We start from the raw sequence: 21,732 nt of genomic DNA, 5'->3' as shown, positions 1-21,732 counted from the left end.
AGCGCGCCACACGGCATCGACAACGTCCCCAATGTCGCTGATTCCTGAGCTGTCCACAGAGAAATCGGCTACCCCGGAAGGAATGGGAACAAAACGCCAACAACACCCCTTGCGGAAGGGATAGTCGAAAGAGATATCATCTGTTTCATTGGGCGTCACACAAGCTGGGGGCGTTATGGCTAAGGGGCCGGTCAAATCTGGGAATACCTCACGTATTCGCTTTATTATGCTCGAAGCTGAAATTCCTGAGGGAGATCTGAATCAAATTACGCTGGCGATTCAGAACGCACTCAAGCCAACCGCAACCGTCGTCCAACAACGAACTCCATCAACTCTAACGTCTGCTGTTCTGCCCAATGGCCAGCATGAGGCGGAAATGGATATTGATGGGGAGGCCGCAGGTTCCGAAGAGGAAGTTTCGGCCGATCTTGCGCCGCCTCGCGCGCCCCGAGAGCAAAAGGTACGTAAACCGATATCGATGAAAGTCTTGGACCTCGATTTGACGAGTGAACCTTCTTTTGAGGTTTTTGCGAACAATCACGCATCTAAGAACGATACGGAACGAAACCTCGTGGTTCTGGCTTGGTTTAAAGAGCATCGGCCGGGCGAGATCGTGACCGCAAACCACGTGTATACATGCTATCGGGCGATGAAATGGCCATCTGGCATTGATGATTTTGGCTCAATTCTCCGCTCGTTGAAGCAACAGCAATTGGTGAAGAGCACCGGTCGGGGGCAGTATGAAATCAATCATCTTGGTATAGCACGTGTCGAGAGGATGGGGTCTGGAGCTTGAGCGGCGTCGCCGATTTTGCGGGTTCCATTCCCGGCTTTTATCGAAACACAGCAGTAGAGCAACTGCTCGCGCTTGCATGGTTTGCTGAAGCACGCCAGCAAAGAACTGCTATAGATAGTGCCTACATGCGCCAGTGCTTCAAGGATGCAGGCGTCGATCCTCCTGATTTAAGCGTGTATCTACCTCGCCTTGCGGCGAAAAAGCCGCCCCAGCTTATCAAAGAGAAAGGAGGCTATCGGCTCGCAGCAGCAGTTCGACGCGTCTTGGACGCAAGATTCGGGAATGACCCAACTGTAATAGCTGTTGCCAAGGCGCTCACTGACTTACCCGCACAAGTTCCAGATTTGGCTGAGCGCGAATTTTTAACAGAAGCACTCAATTGCTATCGGGTTAAAGCCTACCGCGCGACGGTCGTTATGGCTTGGAATTTAACTTACAGTCACGTCTTGGATTGGGTTTTTGCCGACCCAGCGCGTTTGAAATCAATGAACGCGGGGATCGCTGCAAAGTACCCTAAAAAGAATCTTTTCCTCATAAATCGCGAAGATGCGGATGAAATAAAAGAATCTGAATTCATTGAGGCTGCGCGCAGCGGCGGCTTGCTAGACAAGAATACTGCACAAATTCTTAGAGAAAAACTTGGCCGCCGAAACATGGCGGCACACCCATCACGAGTATCCATAACGCAACATTCTGCAGACGAAATGATTACCGATCTAGTCGCAAACGTTATATTGAAATTGCGCTAACATGTGATCTGAAATAAACTCAATATTATATAATAAAACATCTATTAATTGTCATCAATTTCCTCAAATAAATCAGATGTATCTTTATCACGCGCTTTAGACAATCCCTCACCCCTATGCAAACAAGCGTGCTTTATCCGACCCAAGCCTTTGCCTCCCTCGAAATGTACCCATCCGCCGTTTGGCATATTTGTGCTTACTATCGTCGCACCGCAAACCGGGCAGGAATGCTGGTAGCTTTTGGTTTCTTTTTGAGACCCTTCAACCAACACCCAGCTTTCTCTCACCGCGGTGAAACGTCCGCCGCTTAGTGAGCGGTGATGCGCACGCCTCCTTATCCATCGAAAAGCCATGGCAACCTCATGGTCAGAAACACCAAGCCGAATTCGTGAATCTTCTATATCGTAATCTTGTCTTACCAAGCGTTTGGGCAGAATCCGCTAGGAACGTTAGCGGCCATGAAGCCAAAGACCAGCAAAAAAGCTGAGCTAACTTATCCCCGCCGCCAAAACCTCCCGTAGACTCCCCTCACCCATCACCCATACGGGGCGGCCGTCCGGAGGTATGCCAGGGGCGGGTCGGCGCCTGCGGCGGGTCCCCGCTCCCGGGAGGCTTCGGAGCACCGCCCTTTCCAGGACAGAGCGCGGGGACCCCCTCTCCCGGATGGGAGAGGGGCAGGGGTGAGGGCCCGCCGCGGATCATCTGAATGCAACGGAGCCGCTGCGGCCTTCTGCGGCAAGCACAGGCCCTCATCCAGCGCTCCGCGCCACCTTCTCCCATCCGGGAGAAGGCAAGGTCGAGGTTCCCCACCCCGTCATGCTCGGGCTTGTCCCGAGCATCCACGCCTTGCGACGCAAACGGCAAGCTGGCTCCCGAAACGCCGTTCGCCCGGTCGTTCCGGCGCGAAGACGTGGATGGTCGCCACAAGGGCGACCATGACGGGTGAGGCGAATTTATCCCCGCCGCCAAAACCTCCCGTAAACTCCCCTCGCCCATCACCCAAACGGGGCGGCCGTCCGGAGGTATGCCAGGGGCGGGTCGGCGCCTGCGGGCGGGGGTTACGCCCCGCTCCCGGGAGGCTTCGGGGCACCGCCGAAAGCCGCCGCCTGCGGCGGCGTCTTCCGACTTTGAGATCGCAGACTGCGCAAGCTTGTCTGCGTGGGACACTACGATCCCTGTGCGAGGAGCTCGCTAGATGAAGCGGCTGCAGCGGCCATCGCGATGGCGCTGAGGGAGCGACGACCCGAAGAGGGGACCTGGCTTCCAACGGCATCGCGGCCTGGCCAGCAGCCGGCTTCGCAGAAGCGCGGCCCGGAGCTTTAAAATCGCCGAAGCAGGCAGCCAAGCTTGCGCAGGCTGCGTAGACTTGCCTGCGCGCGCCACGGGGCGTGCGGACGGGGACCATCCGCGCCGCTTCCTGGCTCAACGGAAGCGGATGCTACTCGACGCGCCTCGCGGCGCTCCGCCAGCCCCGTATTCTGAAGCGCCCGCCGGCAGGCCTGCGGGCGGGGTTTGGCGCGCGCGTGAAGCAAAGGGGGTGCGGGGTCCCCTCTCCTGTAAGGAGAGGGGTAGGGGTGAGGTGTTCGGGAGAGATATCGCTGGCGTCGACATCGCCGCGGTCAGCGCGACGCAAACTGGTCCGAGCGCGTACACCTCACCCTGCCCTCTCCTTACAGGAGAGGGTTTTCCGTTCCGGTTCCTCGGCCTTTCCGGATCAGGCGCGGGCCCCGGCGCTTCCGGAGCCCGCTTCGGCTCAGGCCGCCTTGCGCAGCTTCACCGCCGGGAAGTCGAGCGGCACGTCGAGCGCGACGTTGACGTAGTTGGTGAACAGGTTGAGCGCGACATGGGCGAGGATCTCGACGATCGCGCCATCGTCGAAGCCGGCCTGGCGCAGCGCCGCGACATCCGCCTCGGCGACGGCGGCGCGGTTCTCGACCACCTTGAGGGCGAAGGCGAGCGCGGCCTGCGTCTTCGGATCGGCCGAGCGGCCGGCCTGGGCCTGCGCCATCTCCTCGGCGCTCGCCCCGGCCTTGCGGCCGAGCGCGGTATGGGCCGAGAGGCAGTATTCGCAGGCATTGCGATCGGCGATCGCCACCGCGATCTGCTCGCCGAGCTTCGCGTCGATGCGGCCCTGGCCGAGCGCACCGAACGAGCCCCACATGCTCTTCAGCGCCGCCGGCGAATTGGCGACGGCGCGGAACATGTTCGGCGTCACGCCAAAGGCCTGGTCGATGCTCTTGAGCAGCGCGCCGGCCTCGCCGCTTGCGGTGCCGGGATCGACAAGATTAACTCGTGCCATGGGATTTCTCCTGTTTCGCGGGGTTTTCTCACAGGCGGGCGCCGATGGCAGTCGACGCCCGCCGCCTTCTGGGGCCGACCCGCCGCTTCATGCGGCAAGGTCCGGCCCGGAAGCTCGGGGCAGGTCGAAGTTTTATTAGGAGTCCTAATCAAGTCAAGGGCAGCGCGCCCCGCCCCGCCGGGCCTTGTCGGCCGTGCCATCGCGCTCGCAGTCCGAAGAAGCGGTTTTATTTACCCTCCGCCCGTCTAATCTCGCCGCAACGACAAGCGGGGGATTCGAACGTTGACGGGACGATATCGGAGCGTGCGGCACTGGGCCGCGGCAGTGGTGCTGGCTACGGGCGCCGCTCCGGCCATGGCCGAGCCGCGCGCGTCGCCGATCGAGCAATGCGCCTATTGCCATGGCGAGGACGGCATCGCGCGCGATACCGAGGTGCCGCATCTCGCCGGGCAGAACGAGAAATACCTGTTCAACCAGATGATGGCCTTCCGCGCCGGCAAGCGCCCGCACAAGGAGATGCGCTTCATGGCCCGCCATATGACGGTGCAGGAGGTCGCGGCGATCGCGGCCTATTACGCCGCCCTGCCGCCGCGCTGAGGCAACCATGCTCGCCCCGGCCGATCTTTCCGCCTATCTCGCCCGCATCGGCTATGATGGCGAGGTCGCGCCGACCCGGGTGGCGCTGGCGCGGCTGCACTTCCTGCACCCGCAGGCGATCCCCTTCGAGAATTTCGACGCACTCGCCGGCCGCGGCGTGCGCATCGCGCTGCCGGAGGTCTTCGCCAAGCTCGTCCGCGAGCGGCGCGGCGGCTACTGCTTCGAGCACAACACCCTGTTCCATGCGGTGCTCGAGGCCTTCGGCTTTCCGGTGACGGCGCTCGGCGGGCGCGTGCTGATGGGCCAGGCCGAGGATGCGCAGGTCGCCCGCACCCACAAGCTGCTACGCGTCATCTGCGAGGGCGAGGATCTGATCGCCGATGTCGGCTTCGGCGGCATGACGCTGACCGGGCCGCTGCGCCTCGCCGAAGGCGCCCCGCAGAAGACGCCGCACGAGCCCTACCGGCTCGACCGCGGCGGCGAGGACTGGTGGCTGCGCGCCGAGATATCGGGCGAATGGCGCCTGCTCTACCGCTTCACGCTGCAGCCGGTGCCTGCGATCGACGAGGTGGTAGCGAACCATTATGTCGCGACCCATCCGGCCTCGGCCTTCACCTTCACCTTGCGCGCCGCCCGCATCCTGCCGCATGGCCGCCTGACCCTGCTCGACCGCCGGCTGACCGAGCACCGGCTCGGCGAAGCCTCGCTGCCGGAGCAGATCACGGACGACGCCGCGCTGCGCCGGGCGCTCGAAAACCGCTTCGGAATCGTGCTCGACGACGACCAGTGGCAGGCCGCGCTGGCTCGCATCGCAGCAGCCCCGCCCCCCTGACGCGGATCGTCACCCCACGCATTTTTAACGATCTTTTTTACGCCTCGTTAATCTCCGAGGTTTCATCCCTTGCGCAGGAAAAGGAGATGAGGCCATGATGAAACTGACGGCGCCAGCAGTGATCCTGCTTCTTGCCGCTGCCGGCACGGCACAGGCTAGCCCCGCCAAGTCCATGGGGCAGTTCAAGGATTGGAACGCCGCGTCCTATCAGAACGGCAATAGCCAGCGTTGCTACATCTCGAGTGTTCCGACAACAGCAAAACCTGAGCAACTCCGGCATGGAGATGTATTCTTCTTCGTGCAGACCAGTGATGGCAAGACAAGTAACACCGAGACCAGTTTCCAGACCGGCTATGAATTCGCCAAGGATTCGGTGGTCCGCATCACCATCGGCGATGCGGAATTCCAGATGCTGACGCTCGGCAAGGGCGCCTGGCTGAACCGGCTGGAGCGCGAAAGCGACCTGCTCGCGGCGATGAAGGCGGGCTCGTCCATGGTGCTGGAGGCGACCTCGGCCCGCGGCAACGACACCAGCTACACCTTTTCGCTCAGCGGCATCACCGCCGCCTCGCGCCTGCTCGATCAGTGCAGCTGAGGGCGGCCGTCAACCGCGCCACCATCATGGTCGGGCCTGTCCCGACCATCCACGCCTTCACTGATCGCATGCGGCGCTCAAGACATGGATACTCGCCACCGAGGGCGAGCATGATGTGGAGTTTCAGAGCACGCCGTGACGCTCGAACACCGAGCGCAGGCTAGCGCCCGCCAGCAGCTCGTCGCGCGTGCTGTCCTCGGCCTCGATCTTCTCGAGGGCAAGCTTGACCGCCTCGGCCGCGATCTTCCGCGGCACGATCACGACGCCGTCGACATCGCCGAAGATGAAATCGCCGGGCTCGACACGGGCGCCGGCGACCTCGACCGGCTCGTCGGCCGCCATCATCTCGGCCCGGCCCTTGGTGTCGAGCGGGCCGATGCCGCCGTGAAAGAGCGGGAAGCCGAGTTCGCGGATGCGGCGGACATCGCGCACCAGCCCGTCGGTCAGGCAACCCGCCGCCTTGCGCACCATCGAGGCAGTGGTCAGCAATTCGCCCCAGGGTGCGATCCGGTCGGTCGGCCCGTCGCAGGCCAGGACCGGGATCTCACCGGGCTTCAGGCTATCGATCAGGTCCATTTCGAGCGCGTAGGGATTATGCCCTTCCGGCAGGTGATAGCGCTTCATGTAGAGGCCGGTGCGGGCGAAGCCGCAGAGGATCGCATTGTCGTCGACCGGTCGGACGAAGGGCTTCACGGCCTGGCTCGGATAGCCGAGCTGGTCGAGCACGTCCGAAAGCACGGCTGAATAGAGTCGGGTCTTCAGAGATTCCAGATCGAATGTGGCAGCCAAGTCGGACATCGCTTCCCCCTATGTTTTGTGGAAGCTTGTCGACGCCCTCCCCAAGGGTCAACCGACCGGGCCGTCTTGGGGCAGTGCGGGAAACGCAGGGCTGAGGGCCCAGCCAAAAGGAGGACAGGGCCACAAAGGCCCCGTCCAAGTGCTGAACACCGCGCCGAAAGCGAACAGAATCAGCCAGCCACGGCGTCAAGCCGAGCGTAACTCGCCTCCATGCCGTCCTCCATACCGGTCGCCAGCATGGCGGCGCGGGTCGCATTGTCCGGCAAGGTCATACGCATGGTCATCAGCGTGCCAGCTCCATCCGCTTCGAAGCGGGTCTCGACGTGATTGTCCGGCGTCGGGTCCGGCATGTGAAAGCGCTCGACATGGACGATACGGCCGAACGGCTCGAGCGAAACATATTCCCCGGTGAGGACGAGACCATTGCCGTTGCCGTCGCTCCATTCATAGCGGATGCGGCCGCCGGCCCGCGCCTCGTTGATGCAGACCGGCATGGTCCAGCCATCCGGCCCGAGCAGCCATTTCTGGATCAGCTCCGGCTCGGTATGCGCGCGATAGACCGCCTCCGGCGAAGCCCTGAAGCGGCGGGTGACGACGACATGGGTGTCGCCTTCGGTCTCGAGGGTAAGCCTGCTCATCTGCCATCCTTCTCCTTGCCGGGCTCCATCTCGGCCAGAACCGCGTCCAGCCGGTCGTAATTCGCCTCCAGTGCCCGGCGCAGCATTCCGAGCCACTGGTCGATCTCGTTCAGCGCCGTCGGCGCCAGGCTGCAGGGCCGCTTCGTGCCCTCGACGCGCCGGATGATCAGCCCCGCCTCCTCGAGCACCTTGAGGTGCCGCGACACCGCGGGCTGGGTCATCTCGAACGGCCGGGCGAGCTCCATCACCGTGGTCTCACCCAAAGCCAGCCGCGCCAGGATCGCCCGTCGGGTCGGATCGGCGAGCGCCGAAAAGGCGGCATCGAGCCCGTTCATCTCCATCTCCTTATATAATTTATTTGTTATATAATGGATCACACATCGTCAAGCGCCCTGACAGCCTGAGCGAGACAGAATTCCCTTGCGGAACACCAGAGCGGGGCAGACGATCAGATGCAGCGCCGCCAGTTGCCGCGACGCAGGAAACAAGGCTCACCATCCCCGAAACGGAGAGATGCCACCATGCACAGCCTTCTGAGATTCGCTGTCCTGCTCACCGTCTCCACAGGCGGCTTTTTAGCCCTGGCGCCAGCGATCTCGACGCCGGCCGACGCCACGGCCTGCGCCCGCGGGGTTCGCGGCGCCGCTTGCGCGGGCCCGCGCGGTGCCGTCGCAGTCCGCCGCCCGGCCCCGGTCGTGGTCGCCCCTGCCCGCCGCGGCACCGTCGTCGTGCCGGCGCGCCGCGGCGTGGTCGTCGTGCGCTGAGCAGCGCCCGACCGGCAGCAGCGCTAGATGCGAGCTGAAGCGCTGCGATGCGTGAGCGCCGCACGCAGCAGTAGGTAGAGCACGGTCGCATTGAGCAGATGCCAGGCCCAGTGCAGCCCGAACGGCACGTGCTGGCAGGCCAGTCCATCGAGCGAGCGGAAGGCCAGCGACAGCCCGAAGACGAGGCCGGCCAGCCCGATCTGGCGGGCGGTCGCGCCGGCCTGTCCGCGCGCCACCAGAACCGCCGCGACCCCGAACAGCGCCAGCACGAAGCCCGCATAACCGGTCGAGCCGCGCAGGACCGGCGGCAGCCAGAGCGCGAGAACTGCCGCCAGCGCCGAGGAGGCAGCCAGGAAGGCGAGCGTGCCGAGGAGCGCGGCCGCCGGCGCCAGCCCGAAGAAGCGTCGCAGCGCCAGACCGAAATAGAAGAAGGCGAAGAGCTGGATCGGCACCACATCGGCAAGCAGCGTCCAGCGCCGCGGCATGGTGTGAAACAGGAACGAGCCGATCGCGATGGCGAAGACCAGGGCAATCAAGATGGCGACCGGCCAGTCGGCGCGGCGCACACGCCACAGCAGAATCAGACCGGCCAGCGCCGCAAGCAGGAAGGCACCGTTGCTCCACGCATTCAGCGGCTCGGCCCAGAACGACGGATCCGTGCGCTCGCAATAGCCATAGCTGCCCATTCGCCCTCTCCTGCCGCGCCCTCGCCTCCCGCTTGCGAGGCCCGGCCTGTCATTGCCGAACGGCGCCCTCGCGACCATATCGCATATGCGAAACCCGTCATGGTGAACGCCCTCTTTCGGCGGCGGCGCCGGCCCTAACCATATTGCGGCGCAACATCGCATGGCAGATTCGGGCATTTCGACGCATATTTGGGCATCTTCCTCAAGCGCCGTCGCCGATCGCCCGATTTGCCCAGATTAAAGGCATGAATTTCACAGTTCCTACCGAATTGTTAAGCGCCCTGCGCGGGTCTGGGGAACTTTCCAAACGGTCTCTTAATTCACCATGCATCCAGAGCATAACGGAACTGATGGAACAGCCCCTGCAATAAGCAGGCTGATCGCTCTATATGCAGTGCACAACGAATTCATCGCTGTCAGGGGTTGAGCCCTGCAATAACAAGGAGAACCACCATGTTCGTCACCATGATCGCCGCCAAGATCCGCGCCTATCTTCGCTACCGCGAGACCGTCCGTGAGCTGTCCCGTCTGACCGACCGCGAGCTCGACGATCTCGGCCTGTCGCGCTCCGAGATCCAGTTCGTCGCGCGCTCGCACGCCGCGGTCTGAACACAAGACGCCTGATTTCTCCCGGACCGTGTCCTCCCCTCGGTCTGGTCGAAGAGCGAATGCCCGCTTTCGAGCGGGCATTTTGCGTTTTGGGGCCTGACACGCCTCCTGCCCCTTGACCTTCCGCGCGCGCGCGGACACATCGCGGCGATGAGCACCTCACCCATCCACGTCGTCGGCGGCGGCCTCGCCGGCTCCGAAGCCGCCTGGCAGATCGCCCAGGCCGGCGTTCCCGTCATCCTGCACGAGATGCGCCCGGTGCGCGGCACCGACGCGCACAAGACGGAGGGGCTGGCCGAGCTGGTCTGCTCCAATTCCTTCCGCTCCGATGATTCGACGAGCAATGCGGTCGGCCAGCTGCATTGGGAGATGCGCCGACTCGATTCGCTGATCATGGCCAAGGGCGACGCCCATCAGGTCCCGGCCGGCGGTGCGCTCGCGGTCGACCGCGACGGATTCTCGCAGGCGGTGACGGCGGCACTCGAGGCGCATCCGCTGGTCACCATCGCCCGCGGCGAGATCGCCGGCCTGCCCCCGGCCGAATGGGACAAGGTCATCATCGCCACCGGCCCGCTGACCTCGCCGGCCCTGGCCGAGGGCATCAAGTCGCTGACGGGCGAAAGCGAGCTCGCCTTCTTCGACGCCATCGCCCCGATCGTCCATTTCGACTCGATCGACATGGAAACGGCCTGGTTCCAGTCGCGCTACGACAAGCCGGGCCCCGGCGGCACCGGAGCCGACTACATCAACTGCCCGCTCGACCGCGACCAGTACGAGGCCTTCATCGACGCGCTGCTCGCCGCCGAGAAGACCGAATTCAAGGAATGGGAGGGCACGCCCTATTTCGACGGCTGCCTGCCGATCGAGGTCATGGCCGAGCGCGGCCGCGAGACGCTGCGCTGGGGACCAATGAAGCCGGTCGGCCTGACCAACAAGCACAACCCGACGGTCAAGGCCTATGCCGTCGTCCAGCTCCGCCAGGACAATGCGCTCGGCACACTGTTCAACATGAGCGGCTTCCAGACCAAGCTGAAATATGGCGAGCAGGCTTCGATCTTCCGGATGATCCCCGGCCTGCAGAACGCCGAATTCGCGCGCCTCGGTGGCATTCACCGCAACACCTATCTCAATTCGCCGAAGCTGCTCGACCCGACCCTGCGCCTCAAATCCGATCCGCGCCTGCGCTTCGCCGGGCAGATCACCGGCTGCGAGGGCTATGTCGAGAGCGCCGCGATCGGGCTACTCACCGGCCGCCTCGCCGCTGCCGAGCGGCTCGGCCGGGAACTGGAGCTGCCGCCGGCGACGACGGCGCTGGGCGCGCTGGTCAACCACATCACCGGCGGCCATATCGTCACCATCGACGAGGGCCCGCGCTCCTTCCAGCCGATGAACATCAATTTCGGCCTGTTCCCGCATATCGAGGGCGTCGCCAGCCATGGCCCGGACGGAAAGCGCCTGAAAGGCCCGGCCAAGAGCGTCGCCCGCAAGCAGGCGCTCACGGCAAGGGCGAAGAGCGCGCTCGACGGCTGGATCTCGGGCACGCAAGCGCGGGCGGCCGAGTAGCAGCGGCTACACCCACACGAATGTGAACGCCGCCGCCCTGCGCGGCGGCGCTGACCATGCCCTTCCGTAAGCTGAATCAGGCACGCAAGCGGCGCTCGCAAGCCTTTGATATTCAATAGCTTCCAGGAACCGCTTCGCGGCTTCCTCAGCGCATGCGCCGGCGGCGACGCGAGCGCCTCCGGCGCGGTCGCCCGATGCATGGCAGGCAGGCCCTGAGGCCGTGGCTGCGCCTGCTCCAGGCCTCTAACAGTCCCGCTTCAAATGCAGGACCAAGGACTGGAGACGCTCTAAATTATGACTAGTACGCATAGCTCGCGGCCGCAGGCCAGCGCCGCGAACATCCGCAAGGCCGTGACCGCCGCAACGGTCGGCACGGTCATCGAATGGTATGACTACGCGCTTTACGGCGCCGCCTCCGGGCTGATCATCAACAAGCTGTTCTTCCCCAACCTGTCGCCCGCCACCGGCCTTCTCGCCGCCTTCGCGACTTTCGCGGTCGGCTATTTCGCCCGGCCGGTCGGCGGCATCGTGATCTCGCATATCGGCGACAAGTTCGGCCGCAAGCCGGCGCTGATCCTCACCATCCTGCTGATGGGCCTCGCCACCGTCGCGATGGGCCTGCTGCCGACCTATCAGAGCATCGGCATCGCCGCGCCGATCCTGCTGGTGCTGCTGCGCCTGGTCCAGGGCTTCGGCGCTGGCGCCGAACTCGCCGGCGCGATCGTCCTCGTCGCCGAATACGCCCCGGCGAACCGGCGCGCCTTCTATACCGGCCTGCCCAATGCGGCGACGCTGGTCGGCATCATGCTGGCGACGCTCTCCTTCCTGGTGATTTCCTATCTGCCGGAAGAGGTGCTGCTCGGCTGGGCCTGGCGCGTGCCCTTCCTGCTCTCCGGCGCGCTCTTCCTCGTCGCGATTTACATCCGCAAGCATCTCGACGAGACCCCGGAATATGTCGAGGCCATGGCCCGCGCCGAAGCCAAGAAGCACGAGCAGCAGGTCCCGCTCGGCGAACTCTTCCGCAAGAGCCCGAAGGAGGTGCTGTTCGGCTTCCTCTCGGTGACCGGCCACAACGCCAATGCCTACATCCTCAGCGCCTTCTCGCTGAGCTACATGACCAACACGGTCGGCATGGCCCGCACTGACGGGCTGATCGCCGTCACCATCGGCTCGCTCTTCGGCATTGCCGGCGTGCCCTTCATGGGCACGCTCGCCGACAGGATCGGCAGCGCCAGGGTCTATATGGGCGGCGCACTGTTCGTGCTGCTGCTGGCCTATCCGCTGTTCTGGATGTTCGACACCGGCAGCCTGTTCTGGTCGACGCTCGGCATCAGCCTCGGCTACGGCATCGGCTTCGGCGCTATGGCCGGCGCGCAGGGAGCCTTCCTGACCAACCTGTTCCCGACGCGCTATCGCTTCTCGGGCCTCGCCATGTCGCGCGAGCTCAACGGAGTGCTGGTCGCCGGGCCGACGCCGCTGATCGCCCAGGCACTGGTCGGCGCCGCCGATGGCCGGCCGACCTATGTCGCCGCCTATCTGATGGCCTGCTGTGCGTTGGCGATCTTCGCGATCCTGGTCATCCAGAATCGCTCGGTGCACGAATAACGGCCCACCCTACACCCATCGGCGCGTCGCAGGCGCGCCGATGGCTACCTCCCGCGAGCACAACCACCATAGGCAGCGACGATCTTCGCCTCAGCGCCCCCGCGAGGCGCGCCAGAGCGACCATTGCCGCCGCAGCGGCGAGAGCGTGACGATGGTCCGGTAGGGATCATAGCCGCGCCGCTCCATCACCCTCAGATAGGGCTCGACCAGCGCCACCGGCAGGAAGGCCGGCCGGATCGCCGCCGGCACGGTCGCGCTGAGATCGTTCAACTTGCGCAGATGGATCCGCGCCAGCGCCCGCAATTCCTTCAGCGAGTAGTCGACGCCGGGGCCGCCGCGCCCGCGCACGATGTCCTCGCGGGTGACGCCGTTGCGGGCGAGGATGTCGGCCGGCAGATAAACCTGTCCCCGCGCCGCATGCCAGGGAAAGGCACGCATCAGCCCGGCCAGCGCATAGGCGACGCCGGCATGGCCGGCAGCGGTCGCACCACCAGGATCGCGTCCCTGCGCCAGCACGAGGCAGGCGAGCCGGATCAGCGCGCTCGAGGTCTCGCCGACATAGCCTTCCAGATCCGAGAGCGAGGGCATCGGATCGTCATAGAGATCGAAGACGCGCGCCTCGATCAGCCCCGAGAGCGGCGCAACCGGCAATCTGAAGCGCCGCACCGTATCGAGCAGCGCCTGGGCCACCGGATGCGCTGCCCCCCCGCCGCTGTCTCCAGCTTCCAGCACGTCGCGCCACCATTGCAGGCGAACTTCGCCCGGCAATGGCTCGCTGACCAGCTCCCGCACGCGCGCGACCTCATGGCTGAAGGCATAGAGTGCGTGCAGCCCCGGCCGCAGCGCCTCCGGCGCATAGAGCGAAGCGAGATAGCGGTCGGGATCGGCCTCCCGCAGCAGCGCCGCGCAATGCGCATAGGCTTGCGACAACGGTGCCGGTGCGGTGCCGGCACGATGCTCGGTTTCGGTTGTCATGTGCCCTCCTGCGATCGCCGCAGCGCGATCCGAAGTCGCCGGCAGTCTAGGCCCACCATTCCCGATTGGCTACGCGAGCCGGGCATGGCCGATGGGATTTGATCGACACCCGTCCATTCTCGGGCGAAGCGCAGCGCAGAGCCGAGAACGACGCGATCACTCCACCGCGATCAGTCCCGCCGCCACGCGCCGCTCCTCGCCGACCAGGACATTATAGGTCCGCGCCGCCGCCGGCGTCGCCATCGCCTCGACAGTGATCCCGACCTCGCGCAGCGGATCGCGCAGGCTCGGCGGCAGGAAGGCGATCTCGTGGCCGATACCGAGGATCAGGAAGTCGATCGCCTCCGCCTCGTCGAAGACGGGCTTGAGGCTCTCGAGCGTCAGCTCGGCGAAGCGCAACACCGGCCAGATCCTGATCCCGCCCGGTGTCGCCAGGATCGAGCCGCGATGGCTCATCTCGGCAAATCGGAAACCGCCGGCGCCGAAGGCATCGATCAGGTGCCTGCCGGGCACGAAGCCGTCGAAACGCGCCATTATCCGATCCCGGCTGGAGACCCGCTCAGACGCGGGCCTTGGCCTCCGCGGCATCCTCGCTCTGGTCGAGCCGACCGGCGCGGACGTCGAGATAGAGCAGCACCGGCGTCGAGATGAACATCGCCGAATAGGTGCAGACCACCACGCCGAACAGCATGACGAGCGCGAAGCCCTCGATCGCCGTGCCGCCGAAGAGCACCAGCGCGATCAGCGCGAGCACGGTCGTGGTCGAGGTGATCGCGGTGCGCGACAGGGTCGAGTTCACCGAAAGATCGAGCAGCTCCTCGACCGGCATGGTCTTGTAGCGGCGCAGGAGCTCGCGCGTGCGGTCGAACACCACCACCGTCTCGTTCAGCGAATAGCCGACGATGGTCAGGATCGCCGCGATCGAGGTCAGGTTGAATTCGAGCTGCGTGAACAGGAAGAAGCCGAGCGTCAGGACGATATCGTGCATCGTGCCGACGATGGCGCCGATCGCGAGCTGCATCTCGAAGCGGAACCAGAGATAGACCAGCACGCCGATGATCGCGAGCACGACGCCGATCGTGCCGGCCTGGACGAGTTCGCCCGAGACACGCGGACCGACGGTCTCGACACGGCGGAAATCATAGTCCTGGGCGAAGGCGGCGCGCGCCTTGGTCACCACGCCCTGCTGCGCCACTTCGCCGCCGGGCTGCAGCGCAAAACGCATGGAGAGTTCGCCGCCGCTGCCGAACTCCTGGACCTCGACCTCACCGAAGCCGAAGGCGTTCGCGGTCTGGCGGACATGGGCGATGTCGGGCTTGCCGTTCTTGGCCTGCATCTCCATCAGCGTGCCGCCGCGGAAATCGATGCCGAAATTGAGCCCGACGGTAACGAAGAGCACCAGCGTCAGGATCGAGTAGAGCGCCGAGAAAGGATACGAGAACCGCCGGAAGCGGACGATCTTGAAACGGGTATTGTCCGGAACGATGCGAAGCAGACGCATGCTCTTAAGTCTCCTGAATCAGCAGCGTCAGAACGGCAAGGTCTTGGGCCGCGCCAGGCGATACCACAACGCGATCATCATCCGGGTCAGCGTCACCGCGGTGATGACCGTGGTGAGGATGCCGAGGATGAAGACGACCGCGAAGCCGCGCACCGGCCCGGAGCCGAGCGAGAACAGCGCGACCGCCGCGATCAGCATGGTCATATTCGAGTCGATGATGGTGGCGAAGGCGCGCGTGAACCCCGCCTCGAGCGCCGAGACCAGAGAGCGGCCCAGATGCGATTCCTCGCGCATGCGCTCATAGATCAGCACGTTCGAATCGACCGCCGTGCCGATGGTGAGCACGATGCCGGCGATGCCCGGCAGGGTCATGGTTGCTCCGAGCAGCGACATCAGGCCGAAGATCAGGCAGACATGGACGAGCAGCGCGACGCTCGCGATCGCCCCGAAGATCCCGTAGGTGCCGATCATGTAGAGGATGACCAGCACGGTCGCGATCAATGTCGCCATCTTGCCGGCCTGGATCGAATCCTGTCCGAGGCCGGGGCCGACGGTGCGCTCCTCGACGATCGTCATCTTCGCCGGCAGCGCGCCGGCGCGCAGCAGGATGGCGAGGTTGTTGACCGCCTCGACCGTGAAGTTGCCCGAGATCTGGCCGGAGCCGCCGGTGATCGGCGACTGGATGACCGGGGCCGAGATCACCTTGTTGTCGAGCACGATCGCCAGGGCGCGGCCGAGATTCTCGGTGGTCGCCTGGCCGAAGCGCTGGGCGCCGCGGATGTTGAAGCGGAAATTGACGATCGGCTGGCTGGTGCGCTGGTCGAAGGCCGGTTGCGCATCGATCAGGTCCTCGCCCTCGACGATCACCTGCCGCTGCACCGGGATCGGCTGTCCGCCGGCATCCTGCGAGGGCAGCATGTCGACATCGCCGCCGGGCGAATCCGCGACCATACGGAACTGCAGCTTGGCGGTCTGGCCGAGAATATCCTTCAGGCGCTGCGGATCCTGCAGGCCGGGGACCTGCACCAGGATGCGGTCGAGGCCCTGGCGCTGGATGTTCGGTTCGGTCGTGCCGAGTGCGTCGACGCGCCGGCGCAACACTTCCATGGCCTGCTCGACGGCGCGGCGGATGCGCTCGTTCGATCCGGCCTCGGTGACGTTGAGCTGGATCACGCCCTCGGGCGTCTCGCTGATCTCGATGGTCTGGTTGCCGGAGGGGCCGAAGGCGCCGAGGGTCCCGACCGGCTGCGCCAGCTCGCGGAACTTCGGCAACAGCTTGGCCCGGTCGGCGGCATCCGGAACGCGCAGCTGCACGCCGCGCGGCGTCAGGCCGATGCCGCCCTGGAAGGAGACTCGCTCCTCGCGCAGGATGCGGCGGACATCGTCACGCAGCTGCATGATCTGGCTGCGGATCAGATCGGCCCGGTCGATCTCGAGCAGGACGTGCGAGCCGCCCTGCAGGTCGAGCCCGAGCGTGACCGCATGGATCGGCAACAGGAACTTCGGAATCCAGGACGGAGCGCCCTGCTCGATCGCCTTGCGGGTCTCGGGCGAGAACAGATTCGGCAATGCGAGCCCGCAGCCGAAGAGCAGGACGAGGAGGAGGACGATGACCTTGCGGGCCTGGAAACGAAGCATCTGCTTGGGAAGCCTTTTCTGCGTCGGCGCGGTCCGGGAGGGCTCCGAGGGAAACCGATCAGAAGACCGGCCCCCGCCTCAGATACCCTGCGCAGCCGTGCCCGGCGCGCCTTCAGCTCTTGACCGGCTCGCCCTTGGAGCGAACGTCCTGGACCATGCCCTTGAGGATGCGCACGCGCACGCCATCGGCGATCTCGGCCTCGATCTCGCTGTCGTCGACCACTTTGGAGACCTTGGCGATGATGCCGCCGGAGGTGATGACCGTGTCGCCGCGGCGGACGTTCTTGATCATCTCCTGATGGGCCTTCACCCGCTTCTGCTGCGGCCTGATGATCAGGAACCACATGATGATGAAGATCAGGACGAACGGCACGAGCGACATCAGGATGTCGTTGGTGCCGCCGCCTCCAAGGCCCTGGGCGAAAGCGGGGGTGATCACGGGAAGGCTCCTTCACGTCGCCGGGCCGAGTGTTCGGCCGGCCGGCGCGGGGGTTGCAAAAACGGGCGGACTATAGTCAGCGGCGAGCTGAAATCAATGCGAGGGGACGGTTTTCCCCCTTCGCCGCCCTCACCTATGAGGTCCCTGCCCTTCGCGCAATGGTCTTGATTTCGAGCTTGCGCTGCGATCTATGGAGCGTACCGTACCGTTCGGTACAATCCAGACCAGCGGAAGCCCTTTCCGATGACCGACATCGCCTCCGACCAGACCCTCGACACCCTGCTGCGGATCGCCGCGGCGCTGGAGCGCCTCGCCCCGCCGGCACGGCGGGTACCCGACCTCACCGCCGCCGACGCCTTCGTCTGGCAGGCCTCCGCCCATGCGCTCTCGCCGGTGCCGAAGGTCAACCGCGTCGCACTCACGCTGCTGCGCGGCGTCGACCGGGTGCGCGACACGCTGGCCGAGAACACCGAGCGCTTCGCCCGCGGCCTGCCCGCCAACAATGTCCTGCTCTGGGGCGCCCGCGGCATGGGCAAGTCCTCGCTGGTCAAGGCGGTGCACGCCGACACCAATGAGCGCCTGCCGCCCGGCGCCCTCCCGCTCAAGCTGATCGAGATCCATCGCGAGGACATCGAGAGCCTGCCGGTGCTGATGGGGCTGCTCAAGGCCGACCCGCATCCGGCCATCGTCTTCTGCGACGATCTCTCCTTCGATGGGCAGGACACCTCCTACAAATCGCTGAAGGCGGCGCTGGACGGCGGCGTCGAAGGCCGGCCGGCCAATGTCGTGTTCTATGCGACCTCGAACCGCCGGCACCTGCTGGCGCGAGAGATGGTCGAGAACGAGCGCTCGACCTCGATCAATCCTGGTGAGGCCGTCGAGGAAAAGGTCTCGCTATCCGACCGATTCGGCCTCTGGCTCGGCTTCCACAAATGCAGCCAGGACGAGTATCTCGCCATGATCGACGGCTATGTCAGCCATTTCGGCCTGGCGATCGAGCCCGAGCAGTTGCGCCGCGAAGCGCTGGAATGGGCGACGACGCGCGGCTCGCGCTCCGGCCGCACCGCCTGGCAGTACATTCAGGACCTGGCCGGGCGGCTGGAGAAGAAGCTCGAGGGGTGAGTTCCTTCTCCCCCGAGGGGAGAAGGAAAAATAGAAAACGGGGCGGCCTTTCCTGGGACCGCCCCGTCTCGTGTCGACCGGCAGGGTCTCGCGAATCCGGTCGAATGGTGAAATTCGGCTCAGTTGTTCAGGTAGGGAACCGGGTCGACCGGCGTCGAACCCTTGCGCAGCTCGAAATGCAGCTGCGGCGAGTTGACGTTGCCGGACTGGCCGGATTTGGCGACGACCTGGCCGCGCTTGACCTGGTCGCCACGCTTGACGTTGATCTCGCCATTATGGGCGTAGGCCGAGACGTAGCCGTTCGGGTGGCGGATCAGCACGAGATTGCCGTAGCCCTTGAGCTCATTGCCGGCATAGGCGACGACGCCGCCCTCGGCCGCCTTGACCGGTGTGCCTTCCGGCACCGCGATGTTGATGCCCTCGTTGCCGCCCTTGCCATTGTAGCCGGCGATGACGCGGCCGCGGGCCGGCCAGCGGAAATCGGCGCTCGGGCCGGCAGCCGGCTCTTCCGCCTTCGGCGGCAGGCTGGCGGTGGTCTGCGGCTCGGCGACCGGCTTCGGCTCCGGCCTGGACTGGACCACCGGCTTCTGCTCGGCCGGCAGGCTGGCGACCTGGGTCGCGGCCTTCGGCTTGGCGGCAGCGACGGGAGCCGGCGTCGCAGGCTTGGCCTCGGCCACCGGCTTCGCAGCCGCCTTGGCCTTGGCCTCGGCAGCGAAGCGGGCCCGCGATTCGTTCATCGCCTTGGCGTCGGCGGCGGCCTTGGCCCTGGCTTCGGCAGCGGCCTGCGCCTTCGCCTCGGCAGCACTGACCGCCTTCGGGGCGGCGGCGACGGGACGCGCAGCGGGGATGGCGGCGACCGGACGCGCCGCCGGCGACGAAGCGGGCGGCGGCGCCAACCGGTTGGCGTCGTTGCGGCTCTCGTTCGGCAAGGGCTGGCGCGAGGCGGTCTGGCTACCGCTGGCATTGTAGACGGGGACGACGATGCGCGTGCCAGGCGTGACCTCGGCACTCGACAGGCCGTTGACCGACATCAGCGCCGAACGCGGTACACCGTAGCGGCCCGAGATCGTATCGAGCGTCTCGCCATGAGCCAGGACGATCGGCGTCCCGCCCTGGGCGCTCCAGCCCGCCGCAGAACCGACGACAGCGGGAGAGGAGGACGGCAAGGCCGCAGGAGCCGAGCGCAAGGTGACGGCCGAGCTGGGCGGCGGCAGCGGCTGGCTGCGAACACCTCCGGCAGGGGCGACCGAAGCGGATTCGTAGGAACGCGACGGGGCCGGCTGCGGAGACGACCGCCCGATCGAACCGGTCGTGGCCGGATCGTAGCCGGACGGGGCCTGAGCGGTCCTGAAGGGATTGCTGAACGGCGCCTCGGTGAAGCGCGTAGCCTCCGAGCAGGCCCCGAGAGCGACCGTGAGGGCGCAGACCGACACGAGGCGGACCAGGGGCTTCGGCATTGCCAACTCAACTTGCTTACGCATGGACTCAGCACTCGCGAACGACGCAACTCTATGGTCCGCATTAAAGCGGCGGTTAGGTTACGAAACCGTTTCGCGAGGAGGAGCCGGCGTAAATTTTGAAGCCGGCGAACTCTGCCTCGGCGCCTGTTCGAGTTTCCCGCAGCCCTGATCCTGAGGAGCCGTTCCGCATGGATGGAGTGGCGAAAGACGCCTCGGCAGGTTCAGGAAAACCATCCCGAGCATCCTTGCGAGACGCTGCCGCACGGCGCCTCAGGCTGAGGGCTTCCTTTCCCGACCGGCCTTCAGAGCGCCAGCGCCAGGCCGGGCGCCAGCGGCGGCAGGCGGATCGCCGGGCCGAGCGCATGCTCGAAACCGTTCTCACCGCTCGTCACCACGACGCGCCGGGTGCCCCCCTCGCCCGGCAGCGCCGCGACGAGGCGCCCGCCCTGCCCGAGCCGGGCCAATAGCGCCTCAGGCAACGCCTGCATCACGCCATTGACGAGGATGCGATCGAAGCGGCCGAGCGCGCGATCGGGCTGGAAGCCGTCGGCATGGTGCAGCTCGACCGATCCGGAAAAGCCGCCTCCGGCCAGCCGCTCATGGGCGGCGAGAGCGAGCGTGCGGTAGCGCTCGAGCGAGACGACCTGCGCGCCCATCGTCCCCATCAGCGCCGCGACATAGCCGGAGCCGGAGCCGATCTCGAGCACCCGGCAGCCGGGCTTGAGCTCGAGCGCGCCGAGCAGGGCCGCGACCGTGTGCGGCGCCGTCATGGTCTGGCCGCAGGGCAAGGGCACGGAGACGTCCTGACGCGCGAGATCGGCGAAGCGCGACGGCGCGAAATGCTCGCGCGACACCTTCTCCATCGCCCGCAGCAGAGCGAGGTCGCGCACGCCGCGCGCGCGAAGCGAGAGGAGAAAGGCGACGGTGCGCTCGCTCTCGCTGCTGGCCCCCTCCTCGGTCATCGCATTCCCGTCCCGAACCGGAGTGGTCGCTCGCCGCGCTGAAACCGAACGCCGTCATTCCGGCCGCAGCGCAGCGGAGCGCGTGAAATCATCGCAGGGCGCAGAGCCCTCCGAAGATTTCCGGAGTTGCGCAGCTTCTCCGCTTGCCCGGCATGACGGTCACAGCTCATCAGCCAAGCACCGCCGAGCCGGCGCCCTCCGTCACGCGAAGACCTGTGCGAAGCGGGTCAGTGTCGGCTCGTGGGTCAGGTCGAGTTCCAGAGGGGTCAGCGAGATCTTGCCCTCGGCCAGCGCCCGCAGATCCGTACCGTTCGCCGGGTCGCGCTTCGAGCGCTGGAAGGCGATCCAGAAATACGGGTTGCCACGGCCATCCTGGCGCGGCTCGAGCTTGACCAGTTCCTGGTCGCGCCGGCCCTGCACCGTCACCGCCACGCCCTTGACCTCGGCCGGCGGGAGATTCGGGAAGTTGAGGTTGAACAGGATGTCCTTGGGAATCCCCTCCTCCAGCAGACGCCGGATGATCGGCGGCGCGTGCTGCTCGGCGCAGTCCCAGCTGATCTTGTTGCGGTCGCCCGGCGTGTAGGCCTGGCTCACCGCGATCGAGGGGATGCCGAGCAGGGTGCCCTCCATCGCTGCGGCGATGGTGCCGGAATAGGTCACGTCCTCGGCGACGTTCTGGCCGCGATTGACACCGGAGAGCACGAGATCGGGCTTGGCGTCGGCGAGGATCGAGCGCACCGCCATGATCACGCAATCGGTCGGCGTCCCCTGCACGGCGAAGCGCTTCTCCTCGATCTGGCGCAGGCGCAGCGGGTTCGACAGCGACAGCGAATGCGCGACGCCCGACTGGTCGGTCTCGGGCGCGACGACCCAGACATCGTCGGAGAGCTGGGCGGCGATGCGCTCCAGCACGGCCAGCCCCTCGGCATGGATGCCGTCGTCATTGGTCACCAGGATGCGCATGTCGAACGGTCTCTCAGCTAGGCAATGAAGGGGCGGCGAACCGCGACGGACGCCCTCTCCCCCTGCGGGAGAGGGTTGGGGTGAGGGGTCGCGCGGCGTTGCCGGCCATCTCTCTCCCGATACCCAAGCACGAGCGGTGGC

Annotated in this window: 23 protein-coding genes; 10 read left to right on the top strand and 13 right to left on the bottom strand. The window is 65.7% G+C overall.

Going from position 1 to position 21,732, the window contains the following annotated elements; genetic code table 11:
• Window positions 1–175: 175 nt before the first annotated feature.
• Both AC3RCC_RS14020 and AC3RCC_RS14015 read left to right on the top strand, forming a co-directional pair.
• Window positions 176–796, top strand: coding sequence for a hypothetical protein (locus tag AC3RCC_RS14020; RefSeq protein WP_492255646.1), 621 nt, complete (start codon window positions 176–178; stop codon window positions 794–796).
• The gene (locus AC3RCC_RS14015; protein WP_492255645.1) at window positions 793–1,545 is read left to right on the top strand and encodes a hypothetical protein; all 753 of its coding nucleotides are present in this window, start codon (window positions 793–795) and stop codon (window positions 1,543–1,545) included. The genes AC3RCC_RS14020 and AC3RCC_RS14015 overlap by 4 nt, the downstream gene beginning before the upstream one ends.
• 1,753 nt (window positions 1,546–3,298) lie before the next feature.
• On the opposite strand, the gene AC3RCC_RS14010 is transcribed toward AC3RCC_RS14015, so the two are convergent.
• Complete coding sequence (locus AC3RCC_RS14010; protein ID WP_291637844.1) at window positions 3,299–3,844, bottom strand: carboxymuconolactone decarboxylase family protein; 546 nt, start codon at window positions 3,842–3,844, stop codon at window positions 3,299–3,301.
• Window positions 3,845–4,147: 303 nt separating this feature from the next.
• Here AC3RCC_RS14010 and AC3RCC_RS14005 point away from each other — a divergent pair, with 303 nt between their 5' ends.
• From AC3RCC_RS14005 to AC3RCC_RS13995, 3 genes are all read left to right on the top strand, one after another.
• Complete coding sequence (locus AC3RCC_RS14005; protein ID WP_291637842.1) at window positions 4,148–4,441, top strand: c-type cytochrome; 294 nt, start codon at window positions 4,148–4,150, stop codon at window positions 4,439–4,441.
• Between the two features lie 7 nt (window positions 4,442–4,448).
• Complete coding sequence (locus AC3RCC_RS14000; RefSeq protein ID WP_492255644.1) at window positions 4,449–5,273, top strand: arylamine N-acetyltransferase family protein; 825 nt, start codon at window positions 4,449–4,451, stop codon at window positions 5,271–5,273.
• Between the two features lie 94 nt (window positions 5,274–5,367).
• Window positions 5,368–5,868 carry an invasion associated locus B family protein gene (locus AC3RCC_RS13995; protein WP_291638738.1) on the top strand — a complete coding sequence of 167 codons (501 nt, stop codon included), beginning with the start codon at window positions 5,368–5,370 and terminating at the stop codon, window positions 5,866–5,868.
• Window positions 5,869–5,991: 123 nt separating this feature from the next.
• On the opposite strand, the gene AC3RCC_RS13990 is transcribed toward AC3RCC_RS13995, so the two are convergent.
• The 3 genes from AC3RCC_RS13990 to AC3RCC_RS13980 form a co-directional block, all read right to left on the bottom strand.
• Window positions 5,992–6,666 carry an RraA family protein gene (locus AC3RCC_RS13990; protein WP_452116001.1) on the bottom strand — a complete coding sequence of 225 codons (675 nt, stop codon included), beginning with the start codon at window positions 6,664–6,666 and terminating at the stop codon, window positions 5,992–5,994.
• A gap of 170 nt (window positions 6,667–6,836) precedes the next feature.
• Window positions 6,837–7,304, bottom strand: a complete 468-nt coding sequence (locus AC3RCC_RS13985; protein ID WP_492255643.1) for an SRPBCC domain-containing protein — start codon at window positions 7,302–7,304, stop codon at window positions 6,837–6,839.
• Window positions 7,301–7,639: an ArsR/SmtB family transcription factor gene (locus AC3RCC_RS13980; protein WP_492255642.1), complete on the bottom strand. Its 339-nt coding sequence runs from the start codon at window positions 7,637–7,639 to the stop codon at window positions 7,301–7,303. The genes AC3RCC_RS13985 and AC3RCC_RS13980 overlap by 4 nt, the downstream gene beginning before the upstream one ends.
• A gap of 186 nt (window positions 7,640–7,825) precedes the next feature.
• Between AC3RCC_RS13980 and AC3RCC_RS13975 the strand changes: the two genes are divergently transcribed.
• Window positions 7,826–8,068 carry a hypothetical protein gene (locus AC3RCC_RS13975; RefSeq protein ID WP_452115998.1) on the top strand — a complete coding sequence of 81 codons (243 nt, stop codon included), beginning with the start codon at window positions 7,826–7,828 and terminating at the stop codon, window positions 8,066–8,068.
• Between the two features lie 23 nt (window positions 8,069–8,091).
• On the opposite strand, the gene AC3RCC_RS13970 is transcribed toward AC3RCC_RS13975, so the two are convergent.
• A complete protein-coding gene (locus AC3RCC_RS13970) occupies window positions 8,092–8,754 on the bottom strand; it encodes a ceramidase domain-containing protein (RefSeq protein WP_492255641.1) in 663 nt (220 codons plus the stop codon).
• A 453-nt stretch (window positions 8,755–9,207) separates the two neighbouring features.
• Between AC3RCC_RS13970 and AC3RCC_RS13965 the strand changes: the two genes are divergently transcribed.
• The 3 genes from AC3RCC_RS13965 (at window position 9,208) to AC3RCC_RS13955 (ending at window position 12,531) form a co-directional block, all read left to right on the top strand.
• Complete coding sequence (locus AC3RCC_RS13965) at window positions 9,208–9,363, top strand: DUF1127 domain-containing protein (protein WP_083533033.1); 156 nt, start codon at window positions 9,208–9,210, stop codon at window positions 9,361–9,363.
• A gap of 150 nt (window positions 9,364–9,513) precedes the next feature.
• Window positions 9,514–10,926 (top strand): methylenetetrahydrofolate--tRNA-(uracil(54)-C(5))-methyltransferase (FADH(2)-oxidizing) TrmFO, encoded by a 1,413-nt coding sequence (trmFO, locus tag AC3RCC_RS13960; protein WP_492255640.1) that lies wholly within the window; start codon window positions 9,514–9,516, stop codon window positions 10,924–10,926.
• A gap of 294 nt (window positions 10,927–11,220) precedes the next feature.
• Window positions 11,221–12,531, top strand: coding sequence for an MFS transporter (locus AC3RCC_RS13955; protein WP_291638731.1), 1,311 nt, complete (start codon window positions 11,221–11,223; stop codon window positions 12,529–12,531).
• A 90-nt stretch (window positions 12,532–12,621) separates the two neighbouring features.
• Here AC3RCC_RS13955 and AC3RCC_RS13950 read toward each other — a convergent pair whose 3' ends face one another.
• The 5 genes from AC3RCC_RS13950 to yajC all read right to left on the bottom strand — a co-directional run bounded on the left by AC3RCC_RS13950 (window position 12,622) and on the right by yajC (window position 17,027).
• A complete protein-coding gene (locus tag AC3RCC_RS13950) occupies window positions 12,622–13,506 on the bottom strand; it encodes a phytoene/squalene synthase family protein (protein ID WP_492255639.1) in 885 nt (294 codons plus the stop codon).
• Between the two features lie 156 nt (window positions 13,507–13,662).
• Entirely contained in the window at window positions 13,663–14,040 is a 378-nt protein-coding gene (locus AC3RCC_RS13945; RefSeq protein WP_492255638.1) for an Mth938-like domain-containing protein, read from the bottom strand.
• Window positions 14,041–14,065: 25 nt separating this feature from the next.
• A complete protein-coding gene (secF, locus tag AC3RCC_RS13940) occupies window positions 14,066–15,007 on the bottom strand; it encodes a protein translocase subunit SecF (protein ID WP_291638728.1) in 942 nt (313 codons plus the stop codon).
• Window positions 15,008–15,034: 27 nt separating this feature from the next.
• Window positions 15,035–16,645: a protein translocase subunit SecD gene (gene secD, locus AC3RCC_RS13935; RefSeq protein ID WP_452115993.1), complete on the bottom strand. Its 1,611-nt coding sequence runs from the start codon at window positions 16,643–16,645 to the stop codon at window positions 15,035–15,037.
• A 112-nt stretch (window positions 16,646–16,757) separates the two neighbouring features.
• Window positions 16,758–17,027: a preprotein translocase subunit YajC gene (gene yajC / locus AC3RCC_RS13930; protein WP_291638739.1), complete on the bottom strand. Its 270-nt coding sequence runs from the start codon at window positions 17,025–17,027 to the stop codon at window positions 16,758–16,760.
• Between the two features lie 309 nt (window positions 17,028–17,336).
• Here yajC and AC3RCC_RS13925 point away from each other — a divergent pair, with 309 nt between their 5' ends.
• Window positions 17,337–18,206, top strand: a complete 870-nt coding sequence (locus tag AC3RCC_RS13925) for an ATP-binding protein (RefSeq protein ID WP_492258787.1) — start codon at window positions 17,337–17,339, stop codon at window positions 18,204–18,206.
• Window positions 18,207–18,325: 119 nt separating this feature from the next.
• Here AC3RCC_RS13925 and AC3RCC_RS13920 read toward each other — a convergent pair whose 3' ends face one another.
• The 3 genes from AC3RCC_RS13920 to surE all read right to left on the bottom strand — a co-directional run bounded on the left by AC3RCC_RS13920 (window position 18,326) and on the right by surE (window position 21,591).
• Window positions 18,326–19,663, bottom strand: coding sequence for a peptidoglycan DD-metalloendopeptidase family protein (locus tag AC3RCC_RS13920; protein ID WP_492255637.1), 1,338 nt, complete (start codon window positions 19,661–19,663; stop codon window positions 18,326–18,328).
• A gap of 305 nt (window positions 19,664–19,968) precedes the next feature.
• The gene (locus AC3RCC_RS13915; protein ID WP_492255636.1) at window positions 19,969–20,628 is read right to left on the bottom strand and encodes a protein-L-isoaspartate O-methyltransferase family protein; all 660 of its coding nucleotides are present in this window, start codon (window positions 20,626–20,628) and stop codon (window positions 19,969–19,971) included.
• Window positions 20,629–20,829: 201 nt separating this feature from the next.
• Window positions 20,830–21,591, bottom strand: coding sequence for a 5'/3'-nucleotidase SurE (gene surE / locus AC3RCC_RS13910; protein ID WP_452115990.1), 762 nt, complete (start codon window positions 21,589–21,591; stop codon window positions 20,830–20,832).
• Between the last annotated feature and the right edge of the window lie 141 nt (window positions 21,592–21,732).

Source organism: Allobosea sp. GW823-FHT01F03, assembly GCF_058798075.1.
Note: the sequence above shows the minus strand (reverse complement) of the source record. Positions and strands in the feature narration are given on the sequence as shown.

Bases quoted from the DNA above. Each gene is read 5' to 3' on its own strand.
- AC3RCC_RS13950 (WP_492255639.1), bottom strand. From the start codon at position 13,506: ATGACAACCGAAACCGAGCATCGTGCCGGCACCGCACCGGCACCGTTG.
- AC3RCC_RS13985 (WP_492255643.1), bottom strand. From the start codon at position 7,304: ATGAGCAGGCTTACCCTCGAGACCGAAGGCGACACCCATGTCGTCGTC.
- AC3RCC_RS14020 (WP_492255646.1), top strand. From the start codon at position 176: ATGGCTAAGGGGCCGGTCAAATCTGGGAATACCTCACGTATTCGCTTT.
- secF (WP_291638728.1), bottom strand. From the start codon at position 15,007: ATGCGTCTGCTTCGCATCGTTCCGGACAATACCCGTTTCAAGATCGTC.
- AC3RCC_RS13955 (WP_291638731.1), top strand. From the start codon at position 11,221: ATGACTAGTACGCATAGCTCGCGGCCGCAGGCCAGCGCCGCGAACATC.
- surE (WP_452115990.1), bottom strand. From the start codon at position 21,591: ATGCGCATCCTGGTGACCAATGACGACGGCATCCATGCCGAGGGGCTG.
- AC3RCC_RS13970 (WP_492255641.1), bottom strand. From the start codon at position 8,754: ATGGGCAGCTATGGCTATTGCGAGCGCACGGATCCGTCGTTCTGGGCC.
- AC3RCC_RS13965 (WP_083533033.1), top strand. From the start codon at position 9,208: ATGTTCGTCACCATGATCGCCGCCAAGATCCGCGCCTATCTTCGCTAC.
- trmFO (WP_492255640.1), top strand. From the start codon at position 9,514: ATGAGCACCTCACCCATCCACGTCGTCGGCGGCGGCCTCGCCGGCTCC.
- AC3RCC_RS13995 (WP_291638738.1), top strand. From the start codon at position 5,368: ATGATGAAACTGACGGCGCCAGCAGTGATCCTGCTTCTTGCCGCTGCC.
- AC3RCC_RS13975 (WP_452115998.1), top strand. From the start codon at position 7,826: ATGCACAGCCTTCTGAGATTCGCTGTCCTGCTCACCGTCTCCACAGGC.
- AC3RCC_RS14000 (WP_492255644.1), top strand. From the start codon at position 4,449: ATGCTCGCCCCGGCCGATCTTTCCGCCTATCTCGCCCGCATCGGCTAT.
- AC3RCC_RS13920 (WP_492255637.1), bottom strand. From the start codon at position 19,663: ATGCCGAAGCCCCTGGTCCGCCTCGTGTCGGTCTGCGCCCTCACGGTC.
- AC3RCC_RS13945 (WP_492255638.1), bottom strand. From the start codon at position 14,040: ATGGCGCGTTTCGACGGCTTCGTGCCCGGCAGGCACCTGATCGATGCC.
- yajC (WP_291638739.1), bottom strand. From the start codon at position 17,027: ATGTCGCTCGTGCCGTTCGTCCTGATCTTCATCATCATGTGGTTCCTG.
- AC3RCC_RS13915 (WP_492255636.1), bottom strand. From the start codon at position 20,628: ATGACCGAGGAGGGGGCCAGCAGCGAGAGCGAGCGCACCGTCGCCTTT.
- secD (WP_452115993.1), bottom strand. From the start codon at position 16,645: ATGCTTCGTTTCCAGGCCCGCAAGGTCATCGTCCTCCTCCTCGTCCTG.
- AC3RCC_RS14010 (WP_291637844.1), bottom strand. From the start codon at position 3,844: ATGGCACGAGTTAATCTTGTCGATCCCGGCACCGCAAGCGGCGAGGCC.
- AC3RCC_RS13990 (WP_452116001.1), bottom strand. From the start codon at position 6,666: ATGTCCGACTTGGCTGCCACATTCGATCTGGAATCTCTGAAGACCCGA.
- AC3RCC_RS13980 (WP_492255642.1), bottom strand. From the start codon at position 7,639: ATGAACGGGCTCGATGCCGCCTTTTCGGCGCTCGCCGATCCGACCCGA.